Origin of the sequence: Arthrobacter sp. USHLN218 (assembly GCF_037144715.1) — a bacterium.
Taxonomy (GTDB): Bacteria; Actinomycetota; Actinomycetes; order Actinomycetales; family Micrococcaceae; genus Crystallibacter.
The window spans coordinates 453,032-469,105 of record NZ_JBBCYT010000004.1 but is presented as its reverse complement, the minus strand read 5'-3'; the positions used below and the strand labels follow the sequence as shown (position 1 = coordinate 469,105).

The window sequence follows — 16,074 nt, the reverse complement described above, 5'->3', positions numbered from 1 at the left end:
ACCTACAGAACCTACGCACGAAGGACTTCATCATGACGAACGTTGCAGTAATCGGACTCGGAATCATGGGCCTGCCGATGGCCGTCAACCTGGTCAAGGCGGGCCACGCCGTCACCGGCTTCAACCGCAGCCAGGAGAAGATCGACAAGCTTGTCGCCGACGGCGGCCGCGGGGCGGCGAGCGTCGCGGCAGCCGTGAAGGAGGCCGACGTCGTCATCACCATGGTGCCGGACTCGCCGGACGTCGAGGCCGTGGTTTCCGGGGACGACGGCGTTTTCGCCAACGCGAAGAAGGGCGCCCTGTGGATCGATGCCAGCAGCATCCGCCCCGACGTAGCCTCGCGCCTCGCTGAAGACGCCCGTGCCGCCGGCCTCCGCCCGCTGGATGCCCCGGTGTCCGGCGGCGAGCAGGGCGCGATCGACGGCGCCCTCTCCATCATGGTCGGCGGCGCCGCCGAAGACTTCGCGGCCGCCCGTGAGGTCCTGGACGCCGTGGGCAAGACCATCGTCCACGTCGGCCCGTCCGGTTCCGGGCAGACCGTGAAGGCAGCCAACCAGCTGATCGTCGCGGTCAACATCGAGGCGCTCAGCGAGGCCATCGCCTTCCTCGAGGCCTACGGCGTGGATACCGACGCCGCCCTGAAGGTCCTTGGCGGCGGCCTCGCCGGCTCCAAGGTGCTGGACCAGAAGGGGCAGAAGATGCTGGACCGCAACTTCGACCCGGGCTTCCGGCTGGCCCTTCACCACAAGGACCTGGGCATCGTCACCGCCGCGGCCCGCGAAGCCGGCGTCGCCGTGACGCTGGGCGCGGCCGTAGCCCAGCTCGTCGCCGCGACCGTCAACCAGGGCGACGGCGGGCTGGACCACTCCGGCCTGTTCAAGCAGGTCCTGCAGCTTTCCGGGCGCAAGTAAGGCAACCCGCCCGGCAAGCACCCCCGCGCCAAGGCGGGACACCACCATAAGCCGCCAGGCCGGCGTCGTAATCAACGGCGCCGGCCCGGCCAGCCACACCCAAAAACCGCCCCACCGCGGGCACTCGAAGCTTTCCAAGGAGACTCCCATGCCTAAGATGCGCACCGTTGACGCTGCCATCGCGATCCTGGCCAAGGAGGGCGCCACCGAGGCGTTCGGCCTGCCGGGCGCGGCCATCAACCCGTTCTACTCCGCCATGCGCGCCCACGGTGGCATTCGGCACACGCTGGCCCGCCACGTCGAGGGCGCCTCGCACATGGCGGACGGCTACTCCCGCGCGGCCGACGGCAACATCGGCATCTGCGTGGGCACCTCCGGCCCCGCGGGCACCGACATGATCACCGGCCTCTACGCCGCGTGGGCCGATTCGGTCCCGATCCTCTGCATCACCGGGCAGGCGCCGGTTGCGAAGCTGCACAAGGAGGACTTCCAGGCCGTCGACATCGAGTCCATCGCCAAGCCGGTGACCAAGATGGCGATGACCGTGCTGGAGCCGGCCCAGGTCCCCGGGGCCTTCCAGAAGGCGTTCCAGCTGATGCGCTCCGGCCGGCCCGGACCGGTGCTGCTGGACCTGCCGTTCGACGTGCAGCAGGCGCAGATCGAGTTCGACATCGACGCCTACGAGCCGCTGCCGGTCGAGAAGCCCAAGGCCACCCGCAGGCAGGCCGAGAAGGCGCTGGACCTGCTCACCGCCGCGGAGCGTCCGCTGATCGTGGCCGGCGGCGGCATCATCAACGCGGGCGCGTCCGCCCGGCTGGTGGAGCTGGCCGAGCTGCTGAACGTCCCGGTCATCCCGACCCTGATGGGCTGGGGCGCCATTCCGGACAGCCACCGGCTGATGGCCGGCATGGTCGGCCTGCAGACGTCGCACCGCTACGGCAACGAGACGATGCTGGCCTCGGACTTCGTGATCGGCATCGGCAACCGCTGGGCCAACCGCCACACCGGCTCCGTGGAGAAGTACACCGCCGGGCGGAAGTTCGTGCACATCGACATCGAGCCCACCCAGATCGGCCGCGTTTTCGCGCCGGACCTGGGCATCACCTCGGACGCCGGCGCCGCGCTGGACGTCCTGCTGGAGGTCGCCCGGGAGCGCAAGGCCGCGGACCGGCTGCCGGACTATCGTGCCTGGACCGCGGAGTGTGCCCGCCGCAAGGGCCGGCTGCAGCGCAAGACCCACTTCACCCAGGCGCCGATCAAGCCGCAGCGCGTCTACGAGGAAATGAACGCGGCCTTCGGCGAAGACACCACTTACGTCTCCACCATCGGCCTGTCGCAGATCGCCGGCGCCCAGCTGCTGCACGTCTTCGGGCCCCGCAAGTGGATCAACGCCGGCCAGGCCGGACCGCTGGGCTGGACCGCTCCCGCCGCGCTGGGCGTGGTCCGCGGCAAGCCGGAGCAGACCGTCGTGGCGCTCTCCGGAGACTACGATTTCCAGTTCATGATCGAGGAGCTGGCCGTCGGCGCGCAGTTCCAGCTGCCCTACATCCACGTGGTGGTCAACAACTCCTACCTGGGCCTGATCCGCCAGTCCCAGCGCGGCTTCGAGATGGACTACCACGTGTCGCTGGCCTTCGAGAACGTCAACTCGACCGGCCTGTCCGCCACCGCGGCCGGGTACGGCGTGGACCACGTCAAGGTGGCCGAGGGCCTGGGCTGCAAGGCCATCCGGGTGGAGGACCCCGAGGACCTGGCCGCGGCGTTCGAGAAGGCCCGCGCGCTGATGGCCGAGTACAAGGTGCCAGTCATCGTGGAGGTCATCCTGGAGCGCGTGACCAACATTTCGATGGGCACCGAGCTGGACAACGTGACCGAGTTCGAGGAGCTCGCGGCCCGCGGCGCCGATGCCCCGACCGCCATTACGGCCCTGCTGGACTAGGCGATGGAGGCAACCAAGGAGGCGGCCGTGAAGGTCGTGCTCGCACCGGACAAGTTCAAGGGCTCGCTGCCGGCACCCGAAGTCGCCGCGGCCCTCGAGCGCGGGCTGCTGGCCGCCGCCCCGGACCTGGAGATCGTGAAGGTTCCGGTGGCGGACGGCGGCGAGGGCACGGTCGAAGCCGCCATCAGCGCGGGCTACCGCCGGCACCGGGCCATCGTCACCGGTCCGACCGGCAGGCCGCTCGAGGCCGCGTTCGCGGTGGACGGCCTGCGGGCAGTGGTCGAGCTGGCGGCAGCGTCCGGACTGGATGTGCTGCCCGGCGGCCGGCTGGAACCGCTGGCCGCCACCAGCCGCGGCACCGGCGAGCTGATCCGGGCGGCGCTGGATACCGGCTGCACCGAGATCGTCCTCGGCGTGGGCGGCAGCGCCTGCACCGACGGCGGTGCGGGGCTGCTGCAGGGGCTCGGCGCCAGATTGCTGGACGACGGCGGCGCCGACCTTCCGCACGGCGGCGAGGCGCTGGTGCGGCTCGCCGCGGTGGACCTGTCCGGCCTGGACGGGCGGCTGGACCGGGCATCCATCGTGCTGGCGTCCGATGTGGACAACCCGCTGCTGGGATCCGACGGTGCCGCGGCAGTCTTCGGCCCGCAGAAGGGCGCCTCGCCGGAGCAGGTGGAGCTGCTGGACGCCGCGCTGGGCCGTTTCGTCCAGGTGCTGGCCGGGGAGCTGGGGCCGGGCACCCGGGCCGCCGCCGTGTTCCCCGGTGCCGGCGCCGCCGGGGGAGTGGGCTTCGCCGCCCTCGCCGTCCTCAACGCACGGCGCGAACGCGGGATCGACGTCGTCATGGGACTGACCGGGCTCCGCCGCAAACTGGACGGCGCCCGGCTGGTGGTCACCGGCGAAGGCAGCCTGGATACGCAGTCGCTGGAGGGCAAGGCGCCGGTGGGCGTTGCCGAGGCCGCCGCTGCCGCCGGCGCGCAGGTCTTCGCGGTCTGCGGCCGGAACCTGCTGACCGAGGACCGCCTCCGCGCGGCCGGTATTTCCGCCACGTTCGAGCTGCTCGAGCTGGAGCCCGACGTGCAGCGGTGCATGGCGTCCGCGCCGGAGCTGCTGGAGCAGACAGGAGCGGCGATCGCCGCAATACTGAAGGAAGGCACGGCCGCCGCGGCCCTGCCGGGGAAGCGCCGGCCCGCGGAGGCCGGCCTGCTGAGCACCATGAAGGGAGCCTGACCATGGCCGCCGAGCCTGAGTTTGACCTGGTCATCCGCGGAGAGCGGATCCTGACGACGGCGGGAATCGCCGCCCGCGAGGTGGGCGTGATTGACGGGACCATCCGTGCGCTCGAGCCGCTCGGCAACGGGCTGCGCGGCCGGCGGACCATCGAGCTCGCCGCGGAAGAGACGCTGATTCCCGGGCTCGTGGACACGCATGTGCACGTCAACGAGCCGGGCCGCACCGAGTGGGAAGGCTTTGCCTCGGCCACCCGCGCCGCGGCGGCCGGCGGCGTGACCACCATCCTCGACATGCCGCTGAACAGCATCCCGCCTACGGTCAACGTGCCCGCGCTGGAGGAGAAGCGCGCCGCCGCGCAGGACCAGGCGTTCGTGGACGTCGGCTTCTGGGGCGGTGCCGTGCCCGGCAATCTCGGGGACCTGAGGCCGCTGCACGACGAGGGCGTGTTCGGCTTCAAGTGCTTCCTGCTGCACTCCGGGGTGGACGAGTTCCCGCCGCTGGACGCGGACGAGATGGAAAAGGACATGGCGGAGCTGAAGGGCTTCGACTCGCTGATGATTGTCCACGCCGAGGACTCGCGGGCCATCGAGCGGGCGCCGCACGCCGAGGGGGACCAGTACGCCCGGTTCCTGGCTTCCCGCCCGCGCGGCGCGGAAAACGTCGCGATCGCCGAGGTGATCGAGCGGGCCCGCTGGACCGGCGCCCGCGCGCACATCCTGCACCTGTCGTCATCGGACGCGCTGCCGATGCTTGCCAGCGCCAAGCGCGACGGTGTCCGGATCACGGTGGAAACCTGCCCGCACTACCTGACGCTGCTGGCCGAAGAGATTCCCAACGGGGCGACGGCATTCAAATGCTGCCCGCCGATCCGCGAGGCCTCCAACCGCGAGCTGCTCTGGCAGGGCCTCGAGGCGGGCGTGATCGACTGCATCGTCTCCGACCACTCGCCCAGCACCCTGGACCTCAAAGACCTGGAGAACGGCGACTTCGGCGTGGCCTGGGGCGGCGTCGCCTCGCTGCAGCTGGGGCTGTCGCTGATCTGGACCGAGGGCCGCCGCCGCGGACTGCAGCTGGAGCAGGTGGTGGACTGGATGTCCCGCAAGCCCGCACAGCTCGCCGGCATGGCGCACAAGGGCCAGCTGGCGCTCGGCTTCGACGCGGACTTCTCCATCTTCGCCGCGGACGAGTCCTTCGTGGTGGACGCGAAGAAACTCAAGCACAAGAACCCGATCACGCCGTACGACGGAAAGGTGCTCTCCGGCGTCGTACGCAAAACCTTCCTGCGCGGCGGGGAGATCGACGGCGCAGAACCCACCGGCCGGCTGCTGCGCCGCGGCGCCGCGTAGCCCGCCCCGGGTTACGGTTCACGGGGCGTCCGGCAGCCGGACGGGCTTGACCCCCTTGAGCGCGCCTTCCATGGTCGCTTTCCAGACCGGGCCGGCCACCTCGGCGCCGGTCAGGTCCTTGAAGGTCCGGCCGTACGCCTCGACCCGCTTGAGCGGATGCTGGGCGCCGCCGCGCGGGTCGCCCAGCCAGACGGCGGCCAGCAGCTGCGGGGTGCCGCCGACGATCCAGTTGGCGGCAAAGCTGTTGGTGGTGCCGGTCTTGGCGCCGGCCTCCCGGCCCTTGAGTCCCTTCAGCTGGCCCAGTGTGCCGGTCGACTTGAACGGCTCCTTCAGGGCGTGGGCGACGGTGTCGGCTACGTCCTTGTCGATCGCCCTATGGCAGTCGGGGTCCGGCACCGCAAGGTTCTTCTTGGTGTCGGTGCGCTGCGCCTTGATGATCGCCACCGGCTTGCAGACCACGCCGCCGCTCATGAAGGCGGCGTAGGCGTTGGCCATCTGCAGCGGCGGGACCTCGTAGGCGCCCAGTGCCAGCGAGGCCTCCCGCCCGGTCAGCCGGTCGGCCGGAATCGTGGTGATCCCCAGCTTCTCCGCCATCTTGGCGGTGTTGACGACGCCGACGCGCTCGATCAGCCGGATGAAGTAGATGTTCACCGAGTTCCTGATCGCCTGGTAGGCGTTGATCACGCCGTAGTTCCGGTTGTTGTAGTTGATGTAGCCGCCGCGCGGGTTGTCCAGGGCCGCCGTGCGGTACGGGCCGTCCGCCCTCAGCCGCAGGGACGGCCGAATGCCCTGGCTGAGCGCGGTCGCCAGCACGATCGGCTTCATGGCCGAGCCCACCTGGAAGGCATTCTCCGCGTAGACCACCTGGGTCTTGCCGCCGCCCTTGCCCCAATCGCGGTTCTCCGCGATGGCGGCGATGTGGCCCTTTCCGGGCACGACGACGGCGGTCCCCAGCGCGACGCGGTTCCGGTTGCCGAGCGCCTTCTCGACGGCGGCCTGCGCAGCATCCGCCGCCTTCGGATCCAGCCCGGTGGTCAGCGTCAGGCCGCCCTGGTTGAAGCGTTGCTGGCGCGCCTCGGCCGTCTTGCCGAACGCCGGGTTGGTCAGCAGCTCCTCGCGGACCACCTCGCAGTAGAACGGGTACTTCGAGCCGCCGCAGCTCGAGGGCACGGAGCCGCGCTTCACGCCCAGCCCGGACTCCCGCGCGGACTGGGCCTCCTGCGCAGTCAGGACCTTCCGCTGCTCGAGGATGCCGAGCACCGTGTTCCGCCGCTCGGTCGCTGCCTCGGGATGGGTGAAGGGATCGAGGCTCACCGGGGCCTTGAGCATGCCGACCAGCAGCGCGGACTGGACGTGGTTCAGCTTGGCCGCGGTGGTGCTGAAGTAGACGCGGGCGGCGGCCTCGACCCCGTAGGCGCCGTTGCCGAAGTAGACGGCATTCATGTACCGCTTGAGGATCTCGTCCTTGGACAGCTGCTTCTCGAGCGCGACGGCGTACTTCGCCTCGCGGATCTTGGCGTTGTAGGTGTCCCCGGCGGCCACGGACAGCTCAACCTCGTCGCGGGCATTGTTGACCAGGATGTTCTGGACCAGCTGCTGGGTAATGGTGGAGGCGCCCTGGACGTCGCTGCTGGACACGTTGTGGATCAGTGCCCGGGTGATGCCGTAGGGATCCACCCCGCCGTGTTCGTAGAACCGCGCGTCCTCGGTGGACAGCAGGGTCTGCTGGAACGCCGGGGACACCTGGTTCAGTTCGACGTCGATCCGGTTCACGTTGTAGAGGCGGGCGAACTCTTTGCCGTTCTTGTCGAGCATCACCGTCTGCTGGGCCAGCGGGACGTTCATCGGCAGGCTGGTCGGCAGGCCCTCCCACGCGTCCAGCGCGGCGCTGCCGACGAACGAGAGCCCGACGGAGGCGGGCGCGACGATCAGCCCGGCGCCAAGGGCGGCGGTCGCCACCCACACGATCCAGGAGTTCAGCCGCCGGGAGACGCTGCGGCGCCTGGCGCGGCTCCGGTCGGGACGCGCCGAGGTCATCAGCACAGAGAAGGGGACCGGTTCGGGCTTTGCAAAAAGGCTCATCATGCCGTCGCGCGGAGATGCCGCGGCCGCCTGCGCATCGTGCCCACCCGACCGTAGGGCGGCGTCGGGAGCTTCGGGCGCACCCCTGTCCGCCGCTGGATTCCCGCACCCCTCCTTCGCCGAGTTGGAGTCGATAAAGAGAAGATTAGATCGTCGCTCCCGGACTGGCCAGAGTCCGCGGCATCTCGTTTCCCAATCGTTTCAAGCGGACCCGGATCGGCACGCCCGTCCAACTGAATGAGGCCCCTCCCGACAGTGGGAGGGGCCTCAAACGCGTGCGAGTGCGCTGACTAGTTTACGCGGTTACTTTCAGCTCTTCGCGCAGGCGGGCCACATGGCCCTTGGCGTCCACGTTGTACTCCGCGAGGCGAACCTTGCCTTCCGGATCGACGACGACGGTGCTGCGCAGCGTCCCGGTGAAGGTCCTGCCGTTGAACTCCTTGTCGCCGTAGGAACCGTACGCCGTGGCGACGGCAAAGTCCGGGTCCGAGAGCAGCGGGAACGTCAGGGATTCCGCCGCGCTGAAGTCCTGCTGGGCCGCCGGCTCGTCCGGCGAAATGCCGACCACGTCGAAGCCGGCCGCCTGGAGCGAGTTCAGGTTGTCGCGGAAGTCGCAGGCCTCCGTGGTGCAGCCCGGGGTCGCAGCCTTGGGATAGAAGTAGACGACGACGCTCCGGCCGGCGTAGTCCGCCAGCGACACCTTGCCGCCTGCGGCGTCCTCGAGGGTGAAGGTGGGGGCGGGGTCGCCGGGACGAAGCTGGGTCACGATATCTCCTTTTTCGTAATGCGGAATTAAACTATTGCATAACGGTATCTGACTCCGGTGGGCAGGTCCAGTGCGTGTTCTCCGCCAATCCCTGCCCTCCGAGAAGCTAAGTAGTCTTATTTTTTGGCAAATTGCCCGATCGCGGGGACGAGTGGCGGATAATGGAAGAAAGTTCAGCAGACGAACAGCGTAAAGGAGCGAAGACAGTCATGGCCCCGACGTCCGGTTTGGACAGATCATGTGCGGAGATGCTCCTGACGGCCGCCCGCCTCATGGAGAACCGCTACAACGAGCGATTGCGGGAACTCGGCCTTACGCACGCCAGCATGCGGATTTTGGCCGCCTTGGACCAGCTCGGCCGGAAGACGCAGGCCGGTCTCGCGAAGAACCTCCGCCTGCAGCCGCAGACCCTGGGATCCACCCTGAACAGGATGGAGGGGCAGGGGCTCGTCCTCCGCGAGCAGGACGCCTCCGACGGCAGGACGATCCTCGTCAGCATGAGCGCCCAGGGCAAGGCCGCCTTCGCCCGGGCCGCAGGCCTCGAAGCCGAGCTGGAAGCCGAGGCCGGGATCGGCGTCGAGGGGCTGCGGGAAAGCCTCACCGAACTGGTCGATACCCTCGGGTCCCAACGCTGGGACACCGCGGCCGGCAGCGGGCCGGTCGGTGCAGACCTGCCCGAGCGCTCCGCCACCGCGTAGTGTGACGCGCAGCCGAAGTTCCGCCTGCGCTGTGCGCCGTTGAGGAGCCGGGCGCCGCGAAAGCTAGCATCGAAGGCGTGACTTCAGCAGACCAGCGGCCCTGGCAGGGGCATCCCAAAGGCAGCCAGGGCTACCGGAATATGCTGCTGGCGCTGCTGTTCGGCGGGCTCGCGACGTTCGCCCAACTGTATTCCGTGCAGGCCGTGCTGCCGGGCATTGCGCGCGAATTCGGGATCAGCGCCGCGGACGCCGCCCTCAGTGTCTCCGCCGCCACCATCGGCTTGGCGCTCGCGGTCATCCCATGGTCGGCGATCGCGGACCGGTGCGGACGCAAACGCGCGATGACCTGGGCGATCACTGCCGCCGTCGTTCTCGGTTTGCTGCTCCCGCTGGCGCCCGGGTTCCCCGCGATGCTCGGGCTGCGGTTCCTGGAAGGCGCCGCGCTCGGCGGGATTCCGGCCGTGGCGCTGGTGTACCTGAACGAGGAGGTCCAGCGCCTGCACGCGGCGGTGGCCGCCGGGACCTACGTCGCCGGCACCACGATCGGCGGACTGACCGGGCGCCTGGTGGCCGGGCCGCTGGCCGAACTTTGGGACTGGCGCGCCGGCGTGCTCGCCGTCAGCATCCTCGCCGCGCTGGCCGCGCTGGCCTTCGTCCGGCTGGCCCCGGCGCCGCGCGGCTTCCGGCCGCTGGTCCGCGGCGAGGGACCCGGGCTGCCGGCCCGCATCCTCGCCAACCTGCGCTCCCCGCGGCTACTGGCGCTGTACGCGCAGGGCTTCCTGCTGATGGGCGGGTTCGTGGCCGTCTACAACTACCTCGGCTTCCGGCTGGAGGCGCCGCCGTTCAACCTGCCGCCCTCGCTGGCGAGCCTGCTGTTCCTCGCCTACCTCGCCGGCACCGTCTCCTCGCGCCTGGCCGGCGGCCTGACCGTGCGGTTCGGGCGGCTGCGCGTGCTGCTGGCCAGTATCCCGGTGATCCTCGGCGGGCTCGCCATCACGCTCTCCGACTGGCTGCCCGTGGTGCTGCTGGGCCTGCTGGTGTTCACCGCCGGCTTCTTCGCGGCCCATTCGGTGGCCTCCGGCTGGACCCCACGGCTGGCTGAGGTGGGGCGGTCCCAGGCCTCCAGCCTGTACAACCTCTTCTACTACGCCGGCTCGAGCCTGTTCGGCTGGGCCGGCGGGCTGTTCTTCGTGCAGTTCGGCTGGACCGGGCTGGCGGTTTTCGCCGGCGCGCTGGCCGTGCTTGCGGGGACGACGGCGGTGCTCGCCTTCCGGGGTGCGGACCGCGGGTAGCCGGCCCGGCCTGCCGTAACCGCACGGCATACCGGGGCGTGGCGGTACGGAACCGCCGCGCCCCGGTTTTACCGGCCGCTAGCTGAGGGTGGCCGTGTCGATGACGAAGCGGTAGCGCACGTCCGAGGCGAGGACGCGTTCGTAGGCATCGTTGATCTTGCCGGCGGAAATGACCTCGATCTCCGCGCCGATGCCGTGTTCGGCGCAGAAGTCCAGCATCTGCTGGGTCTCGGGGATGCCGCCGATCATCGATCCGGCGAATGAACGGCGGCCGCCGATGAGTGCCATCGCGTTCACCGGCAGCGGCTCCGCGGGCGCGCCCACGTTGACCATGGCACCGCCGACCGTCACGAGTCCCAGGAAGGCGCTGACGTCGATCGCGGCGCTGACCGTGTTGATGATCAGGTCGAAGGAACCGGCCAGTTCGGTGAACGTGGCTTCGTCGCTCGTCGCGTAGTAGTGGTCGGCGCCCAGGCGCAGGCCGTCCTCACGCTTCTTGAGGGACTGGGAGAGCACGGTGACCTCGGCCCCCATGGCGTGTGCGATCTTGACGGCCATGTGGCCCAGGCCGCCGAGGCCCACGACGGCGACCTTCTTGCCGGGCCCGGCGGCCCAGCGGTTCAGGGGCGAATAGGTGGTGATGCCGGCACAGAGGAGGGGAGCTGCGACGTCGAGGTCGATGCCCTCGGGGATCCGGAGCACGAAGTCCTCGGTGACGACGACGTGGGTCGAGTACCCGCCCTGGGTGATGGTCCCGTCGCGGTCGGTGGCGCCGTAGGTGCCCACCATGCCGTTGAGGCAGTACTGCTCGTCGCCCGCCTTGCAGTTCCTGCATTCCCCGCACGAGTTGACCATGCAGCCGACGCCGACCCGGTCACCGACGGCGTGCTTGGTCACCGCGGACCCGACCTCGGCGACGATGCCCGCGATCTCGTGCCCCGGCACCAGCGGGAACGGCTGGGGCCCCCAGTCACCGCGGACGGTGTGGATGTCGGAGTGGCAGATGCCGGCGTACTTGATCTCGATCAGGACGTCGTGGGGGCCGACTTCGCGGCGTTCGATGGTCGTGGGGACAAGGTCCTCGTCGGCCGAGGGGGAGGCGTAGGCGTGGACGGTGGTGGTCATGTGTTTGTCTCCTTTTAGGGGTGGTCAGTTGGTCGCGGTGGCGGGCTGGCCGTATTCGTGGTCGGTGACGTGTTCGCCCCACATCACGACCTGGCCCTGGTCGTCGGCTTCCTGGATGGCGATGTGCGCCATGAACCGGTCTGCGGTGGCGCCGTGCCAGTGTTCCTCGCCGGGTTCGATGTAGATAACGTCGCCGGGCCGGATTTCCTGCACCCGGCCGCCGCGGCTGGCGACGTAGCCGATGCCGTCCGTGACGTACAGGGTCTGGCCTTTGGGGTGGGTGTGCCAGGCGGTGCGGGCGCCCGGCGTGAAGCGGACATGCGCGCAGCCGACAGCCGACTGCCCGTCTGGGTTGCGTATTCCGTCGATAAAGACGGTGCCGGTGAACCATGATTCCGGGCCGCTGGCGGTCTGGCCCCCGCTTTGGGTGAACTTCACAGCTGTTCCTTCCTGCTTTTGGGCACGCCGGACCGGCGGACCATTGGGCCCGCGATCAGATGGACGTGTTGTTTACTGTTTCCTGGTTTTCTTGAGATCGTCGGCCAGCGTGCGTGCCTCGTCCGAGAGCTGCTCGGCCCGAGCGCCGTCGCCGGCGTGGACAGCTTGCCAGTAGCCGATTTTCAGTGCGACGTACCGTTCGCGCAGGGCGATGGCCTTTGCCTCCGCCGCCAGTTGCTCCTGCTGCCCTTTGAGCAGCTCGATCTGCTCCGGGGCGGCGGCGGGACCGAGGGCACCGTTCGCGAGGTAGCGGCGCATATCGGCGACCGACATGCCTGTCGCGCTGAGGCACGATACCCAGGTCAGGAGGTCCAGGTCTTCGTTGGTGTAGACGCGGTGCTTGCTGCTCGCGCCGCGGCGGATCGGGGTGATGACGCCGATGGATTCGTAGTAGCGCAGCGTGCTGGCCGGCAGCCCGGTCAGCGCCGACGCCTCCTTGATCGAGTAGGTGTGCTGGATGCTTGTTGCACTCACTCCATTAACGATAGGAACTTCAAGTACTTGAAGACAAGCGGCGGTGCCGGGCCGCGGTTGCGAAGTGCGTGCTCCCGGTCCGGCCGCGGCGGCGTCCGGACCGGGAGGCCCGGTTTAGCGCAGGTCGAAGCGGTCGAGCTCCATGACCTTCACCCAAGCCGCGACGAAGTCGTTGGCGAACTTCTCTCCGGCGTCCTCGCTCGCGTAAACCTCGGCCAAAGCGCGGAGCTGGGAGTTCGAGCCGAAGACCAGGTCGACCGCCGTGGCGGTCCACTTCAGCTCGCCGGTGGCGACGTCGCTGATCTCGTAGACGTTCTCGGCCTCCGACGCCTTCCACCGGGTGCCCGGGGAGAGCAGATTGACGAAGAAGTCATTCGTCAGGACCTGGGGCCTGTCCGTCAGGACGCCGTGGGCGGTACCGCCGACGTTGGCGCCCAGGGCTCGCATGCCGCCGACGAGCGCCGTCATTTCCGGAGCGGAGAGGTCCAGCAGGTACGCCTTGTCGACCAGAAGGGTCTCCGGCTGGAGCTTCTCGCCCGGACGGACATAGTTGCGGAATCCGTCCGCCCGCGGCTCCAGGTACTGGACAGACTCGACGTCGGTCTGCTCCTGCGATGCATCGGTACGGCCGGGGCGGAAGGGGACCGTGACGTCGAAGCCGGCGTCCCGGGCTGCCTTCTCCACCGCCGCGCAACCGCCGAGGACAATCAGGTCCGCCAGCGACACCTTCGTGCCCCCGGCCTGTGCGGCATTGAACTGCTGCTGCACGCTCTCCAGCGCCTTCAGGGCGCCGGCCAGCTGCTCGGGCTGGTTGACTTCCCAGCCGCGCTGCGGCTCGAGCCGGATGCGGGCTCCGTTGGCGCCGCCTCGCTTGTCGGTCTTGCGGAAGGTGGACGCCGATGCCCAGGCAGTGCTGACAAGCTCCGGGACGGAGAGGGCATCCAGGAGCTGGGTCTTGAGCGAGGAGATGTCCTGCTCGTCGATCAGGTCGTGGTCCACCGCGGGGACCGGGTCCTGCCACAGCTGCGGTTCCGGGACCCACGGGCCGAGCATGTGCGGGCCCACAGGACCCATGTCGCGGTGCAGCAGTTTGTACCAGGCTTTGGCGAATGCCAGCGCAAACTCGTCCGGGTTCTCGAGGAAACGCCTGCCGATCTGTTCGTAGACCGGGTCGAAGCGGAGCGACAGGTCCGTGGTGAGCATCGTGGGGCGGTGCTTCTTCTCCGGGTCGTGGGCATCCGGGATGATCTCCGGCGCATCCTTGGCAACCCATTGGTGGGCGCCGGCGGGGCTCTTGACCAGCTCCCACTCGTGCTCGAACAGGATCTCCAGGAAGCGGTTGCTCCACTCCGTCGGCCGGTCCGTCCAGGTGACCTCGAGGCCGGAGGTGATCGTGTCGTTGCCCTTGCCCGTCCCGTAGGTGCTGAGCCAGCCGAGACCCTGGTCTTCCAGGTTCGCGGCCTCGGGCTCGGGGCCCACGTGTTCGTCGGCGTCGGCTGCGCCGTGCGTCTTGCCGAAGGTGTGGCCCCCGGCGATGAGTGCGAAGGTCTCCTCGTCGTTCATCGCCATCCGTTTGAAGGTCTCGCGGATGAACGACGCTGCCAGTTCGGGATCCGGGTTGCCCATGGGACCCTCGGGGTTGACGTAGATCAGGCCCATTTCCGTCGAGCCGACTTCGGGGGCCATCGTGCCCTCACCGATGTAGCGTTCGTCGCCCAGCCACGTGTCCTCCGGGCCCCAGAAGATCTCCTCGGGTTCCCACACGTCCTCGCGGCCGAAGGCAAAGCCGAAGGTCTTGAAGCCCATCGACTCGAGGGCGACGTTGCCGGCGAGGACGAGAAGGTCGGCCCAGGAGAGCTTCTGGCCGTATTTCTGCTTCACCGGCCACAGCAGCCGCCGGGCCTTGTCCAGGTTGGCGTTGTCGGGCCAGCTGTTCAGCGGCGCGAACCGCTGAGTGCCGTCCCCCGCGCCGCCGCGGCCGTCGTGGACGCGGTAGGTGCCGGCAGCATGCCAGCTCATCCGGATCATCAGGCCGCCGTAGTGGTTGAAGTCCGCCGGCCACCAGTCCTGGGAAGTGGTCAGGACTTGGATAATGTCCTGCTTGAGCGCCTCGACGTCGAGCTTCTGGAACTCCTCGCGGTAACTGAACGCGGGGCCGAGCGGGTTGCCTGCCGGGTGGTTGGCGTGGAGCACGGAGAGGTCGAGCTGGTTCGGCCACCAGTCCGCGACGGTCCGCGGGCGGTGGGCCTTGGGCTGCGGCGAGTCGATCGCCGGATTCTCGCTCTCGCTGCCGTGCGAGGTCACACTCTCGGGGGCGACCGGGCACCCGCCCTCGACCTTGCGATCCAGGCCTTGGGCGCTACCCGGAGTGGGGATCGGGGGGTGGTCCTGGCGATCGGTCATGAGTTTCCTTCCATATGGCCGAGGCCGTGGTCGGACTCGGACAGCCGGGTCTAACCCTCCCATTTGACCACGAGCGGGCTGCGCAGGGGAGGGCCCCTGCGCTATTGCCTGCTGGCCGGCCGGGCCGATTACCGAATCGCGGCAGCGCTGATGCTGCGGCGGCGCCAGCCGAGGAGGGCGCCGCCGAGCAGCAAGAGCCCTGCTCCGCCGGAGGCGAGCCACAGGGTGCCGCCGGAGGTGCCGGTCCGCGCCAACTCGGTGGCCGGGGCGCCCACGAACGCAAGGTCCGTAGCGGGTGCTTCCGGCGCCAGGCCGTCGGCCGGAGCTACATCCAGGCTGGCCGGGCTGACGACTGGCGCGGGCTCGCTGCTCGGAGCCTGCGCGAATCCGGGCTCTGCGTCACCGGGCCAGTCCTCAAAGTCAACCGGCCATTCACCGAAGTCCTGGAACAGCTCGTACATCCACTGGATCAGTTCTTCGCCGGCGGCCGGGTCGGACACGCTCATTTCGCGGATCAGGTCGGCCAGGCCGTTCAGGTCGCCCGCCATGAGGTAGCCGAGCATGAGGTCAACGAGGTATTGCATGCCGTCGGACTCGAGCACCAGTTCGATGTTCTCCTCCATCCAGCGGGTGATCGTTTCCTCGTCGCCGGCGGCGACGTCATCGGGGATATTGAAGTCGGCATGGGTCAGAGTGCGTCCGCCCACCACGACGGATTCGACCATCCCGGGGTTCGCGGCCGGGGGAGTCGGCGCCGGTTGCGCCGTGGGCTCCTCTGCAGGGGTGGTCGGCGCGGTCTCGGGAGCGGCGGCGCCGGTCTCCGGTGCGGGGTCGGTGCCGGCACCGGACGACGGATCCGTCCCGGGCACGGCCGGGGCAGGTGCGGGAACGGATTCTCCCCCATTGCCGTCTTCTGCCGGGGCTTCCTCTTCAGCGGCTTCGCCGATAACCTCGCCTGCGGCCTCGCCACCGGTTTCGTCCGGTGCTTCGCCGTTGCTGGCGGCAGGGGAGTCCTCGACCAGCAAGGGAATCACGGCGTCCGCGACGGCCTCTTCGGTCCCGGCGGGAACCAATTCCGGAGCCGACAAAGCGTCAGCCGGTGCGGCCGCGTCGATGGGCGCTGCTTCCGGGGCAAGGGCCTCGGCGACGTTCACGTCCGAGGTGGCTGCGGGCGCGGATTCGCCCGCCTGGGCCGGCTGTCCGGCGGCATCCGTGCCGATGGCCTGGGCCGGCGCGGCACCGAGGGCGAGAGCGGCGGCAACGGTGCCGGTGAGCAGCGCAGAGCGCAGTCGTGATGTCACGTGGAA

13 protein-coding genes are annotated in these 16,074 nt (G+C 69.4%); 6 read left to right on the top strand and 7 right to left on the bottom strand.

What is annotated here, in order from left to right; genetic code table 11:
* Positions 1–32: 32 nt before the first annotated feature.
* From WFH44_RS12050 to allB, 4 genes are all read left to right on the top strand, one after another.
* Positions 33–911, top strand: a complete 879-nt coding sequence (locus WFH44_RS12050; RefSeq protein WP_336714102.1) for a 2-hydroxy-3-oxopropionate reductase — start codon at positions 33–35, stop codon at positions 909–911.
* A 148-nt stretch (positions 912–1,059) separates the two neighbouring features.
* On the top strand, positions 1,060–2,850 hold the full coding sequence (gene gcl / locus WFH44_RS12045) for a glyoxylate carboligase (RefSeq protein WP_336714101.1): 1,791 nt from the start codon (positions 1,060–1,062) through the stop codon (positions 2,848–2,850).
* A 27-nt stretch (positions 2,851–2,877) separates the two neighbouring features.
* Entirely contained in the window at positions 2,878–4,080 is a 1,203-nt protein-coding gene (locus WFH44_RS12040) for a glycerate kinase (protein ID WP_336714165.1), read from the top strand.
* Positions 4,081–4,082: 2 nt separating this feature from the next.
* Positions 4,083–5,429, top strand: coding sequence for an allantoinase AllB (gene allB / locus WFH44_RS12035; protein WP_336714100.1), 1,347 nt, complete (start codon positions 4,083–4,085; stop codon positions 5,427–5,429).
* Between the two features lie 18 nt (positions 5,430–5,447).
* On the opposite strand, the gene WFH44_RS12030 is transcribed toward allB, so the two are convergent.
* Both WFH44_RS12030 and bcp read right to left on the bottom strand, forming a co-directional pair.
* Positions 5,448–7,466 (bottom strand): transglycosylase domain-containing protein, encoded by a 2,019-nt coding sequence (locus WFH44_RS12030; RefSeq protein ID WP_336714099.1) that lies wholly within the window; start codon positions 7,464–7,466, stop codon positions 5,448–5,450.
* Between the two features lie 340 nt (positions 7,467–7,806).
* A complete protein-coding gene (bcp, locus tag WFH44_RS12025; protein WP_442892903.1) occupies positions 7,807–8,277 on the bottom strand; it encodes a thioredoxin-dependent thiol peroxidase in 471 nt (156 codons plus the stop codon).
* 209 nt (positions 8,278–8,486) lie between these two features.
* Between bcp and WFH44_RS12020 the strand changes: the two genes are divergently transcribed.
* Positions 8,487–8,975, top strand: coding sequence for a MarR family winged helix-turn-helix transcriptional regulator (locus WFH44_RS12020; protein ID WP_336714098.1), 489 nt, complete (start codon positions 8,487–8,489; stop codon positions 8,973–8,975).
* Between the two features lie 140 nt (positions 8,976–9,115).
* Positions 9,116–10,267: an MFS transporter gene (locus WFH44_RS12015; protein WP_442892905.1), complete on the top strand. Its 1,152-nt coding sequence runs from the start codon at positions 9,116–9,118 to the stop codon at positions 10,265–10,267.
* A gap of 78 nt (positions 10,268–10,345) precedes the next feature.
* Here WFH44_RS12015 and WFH44_RS12010 read toward each other — a convergent pair whose 3' ends face one another.
* The 5 genes from WFH44_RS12010 to WFH44_RS11990 form a co-directional block, all read right to left on the bottom strand.
* A complete protein-coding gene (locus tag WFH44_RS12010; RefSeq protein ID WP_336714097.1) occupies positions 10,346–11,392 on the bottom strand; it encodes an NAD(P)-dependent alcohol dehydrogenase in 1,047 nt (348 codons plus the stop codon).
* A gap of 24 nt (positions 11,393–11,416) precedes the next feature.
* On the bottom strand, positions 11,417–11,830 hold the full coding sequence (locus WFH44_RS12005) for a (R)-mandelonitrile lyase (protein WP_336714096.1): 414 nt from the start codon (positions 11,828–11,830) through the stop codon (positions 11,417–11,419).
* A gap of 72 nt (positions 11,831–11,902) precedes the next feature.
* Complete coding sequence (locus WFH44_RS12000) at positions 11,903–12,364, bottom strand: MerR family transcriptional regulator (RefSeq protein ID WP_336714095.1); 462 nt, start codon at positions 12,362–12,364, stop codon at positions 11,903–11,905.
* 114 nt (positions 12,365–12,478) lie between these two features.
* Positions 12,479–14,767: a catalase/peroxidase HPI gene (gene katG / locus WFH44_RS11995; RefSeq protein ID WP_336714094.1), complete on the bottom strand. Its 2,289-nt coding sequence runs from the start codon at positions 14,765–14,767 to the stop codon at positions 12,479–12,481.
* A gap of 128 nt (positions 14,768–14,895) precedes the next feature.
* Positions 14,896–16,068, bottom strand: coding sequence for an LPXTG cell wall anchor domain-containing protein (locus WFH44_RS11990; RefSeq protein WP_336714093.1), 1,173 nt, complete (start codon positions 16,066–16,068; stop codon positions 14,896–14,898).
* Between the last annotated feature and the right edge of the window lie 6 nt (positions 16,069–16,074).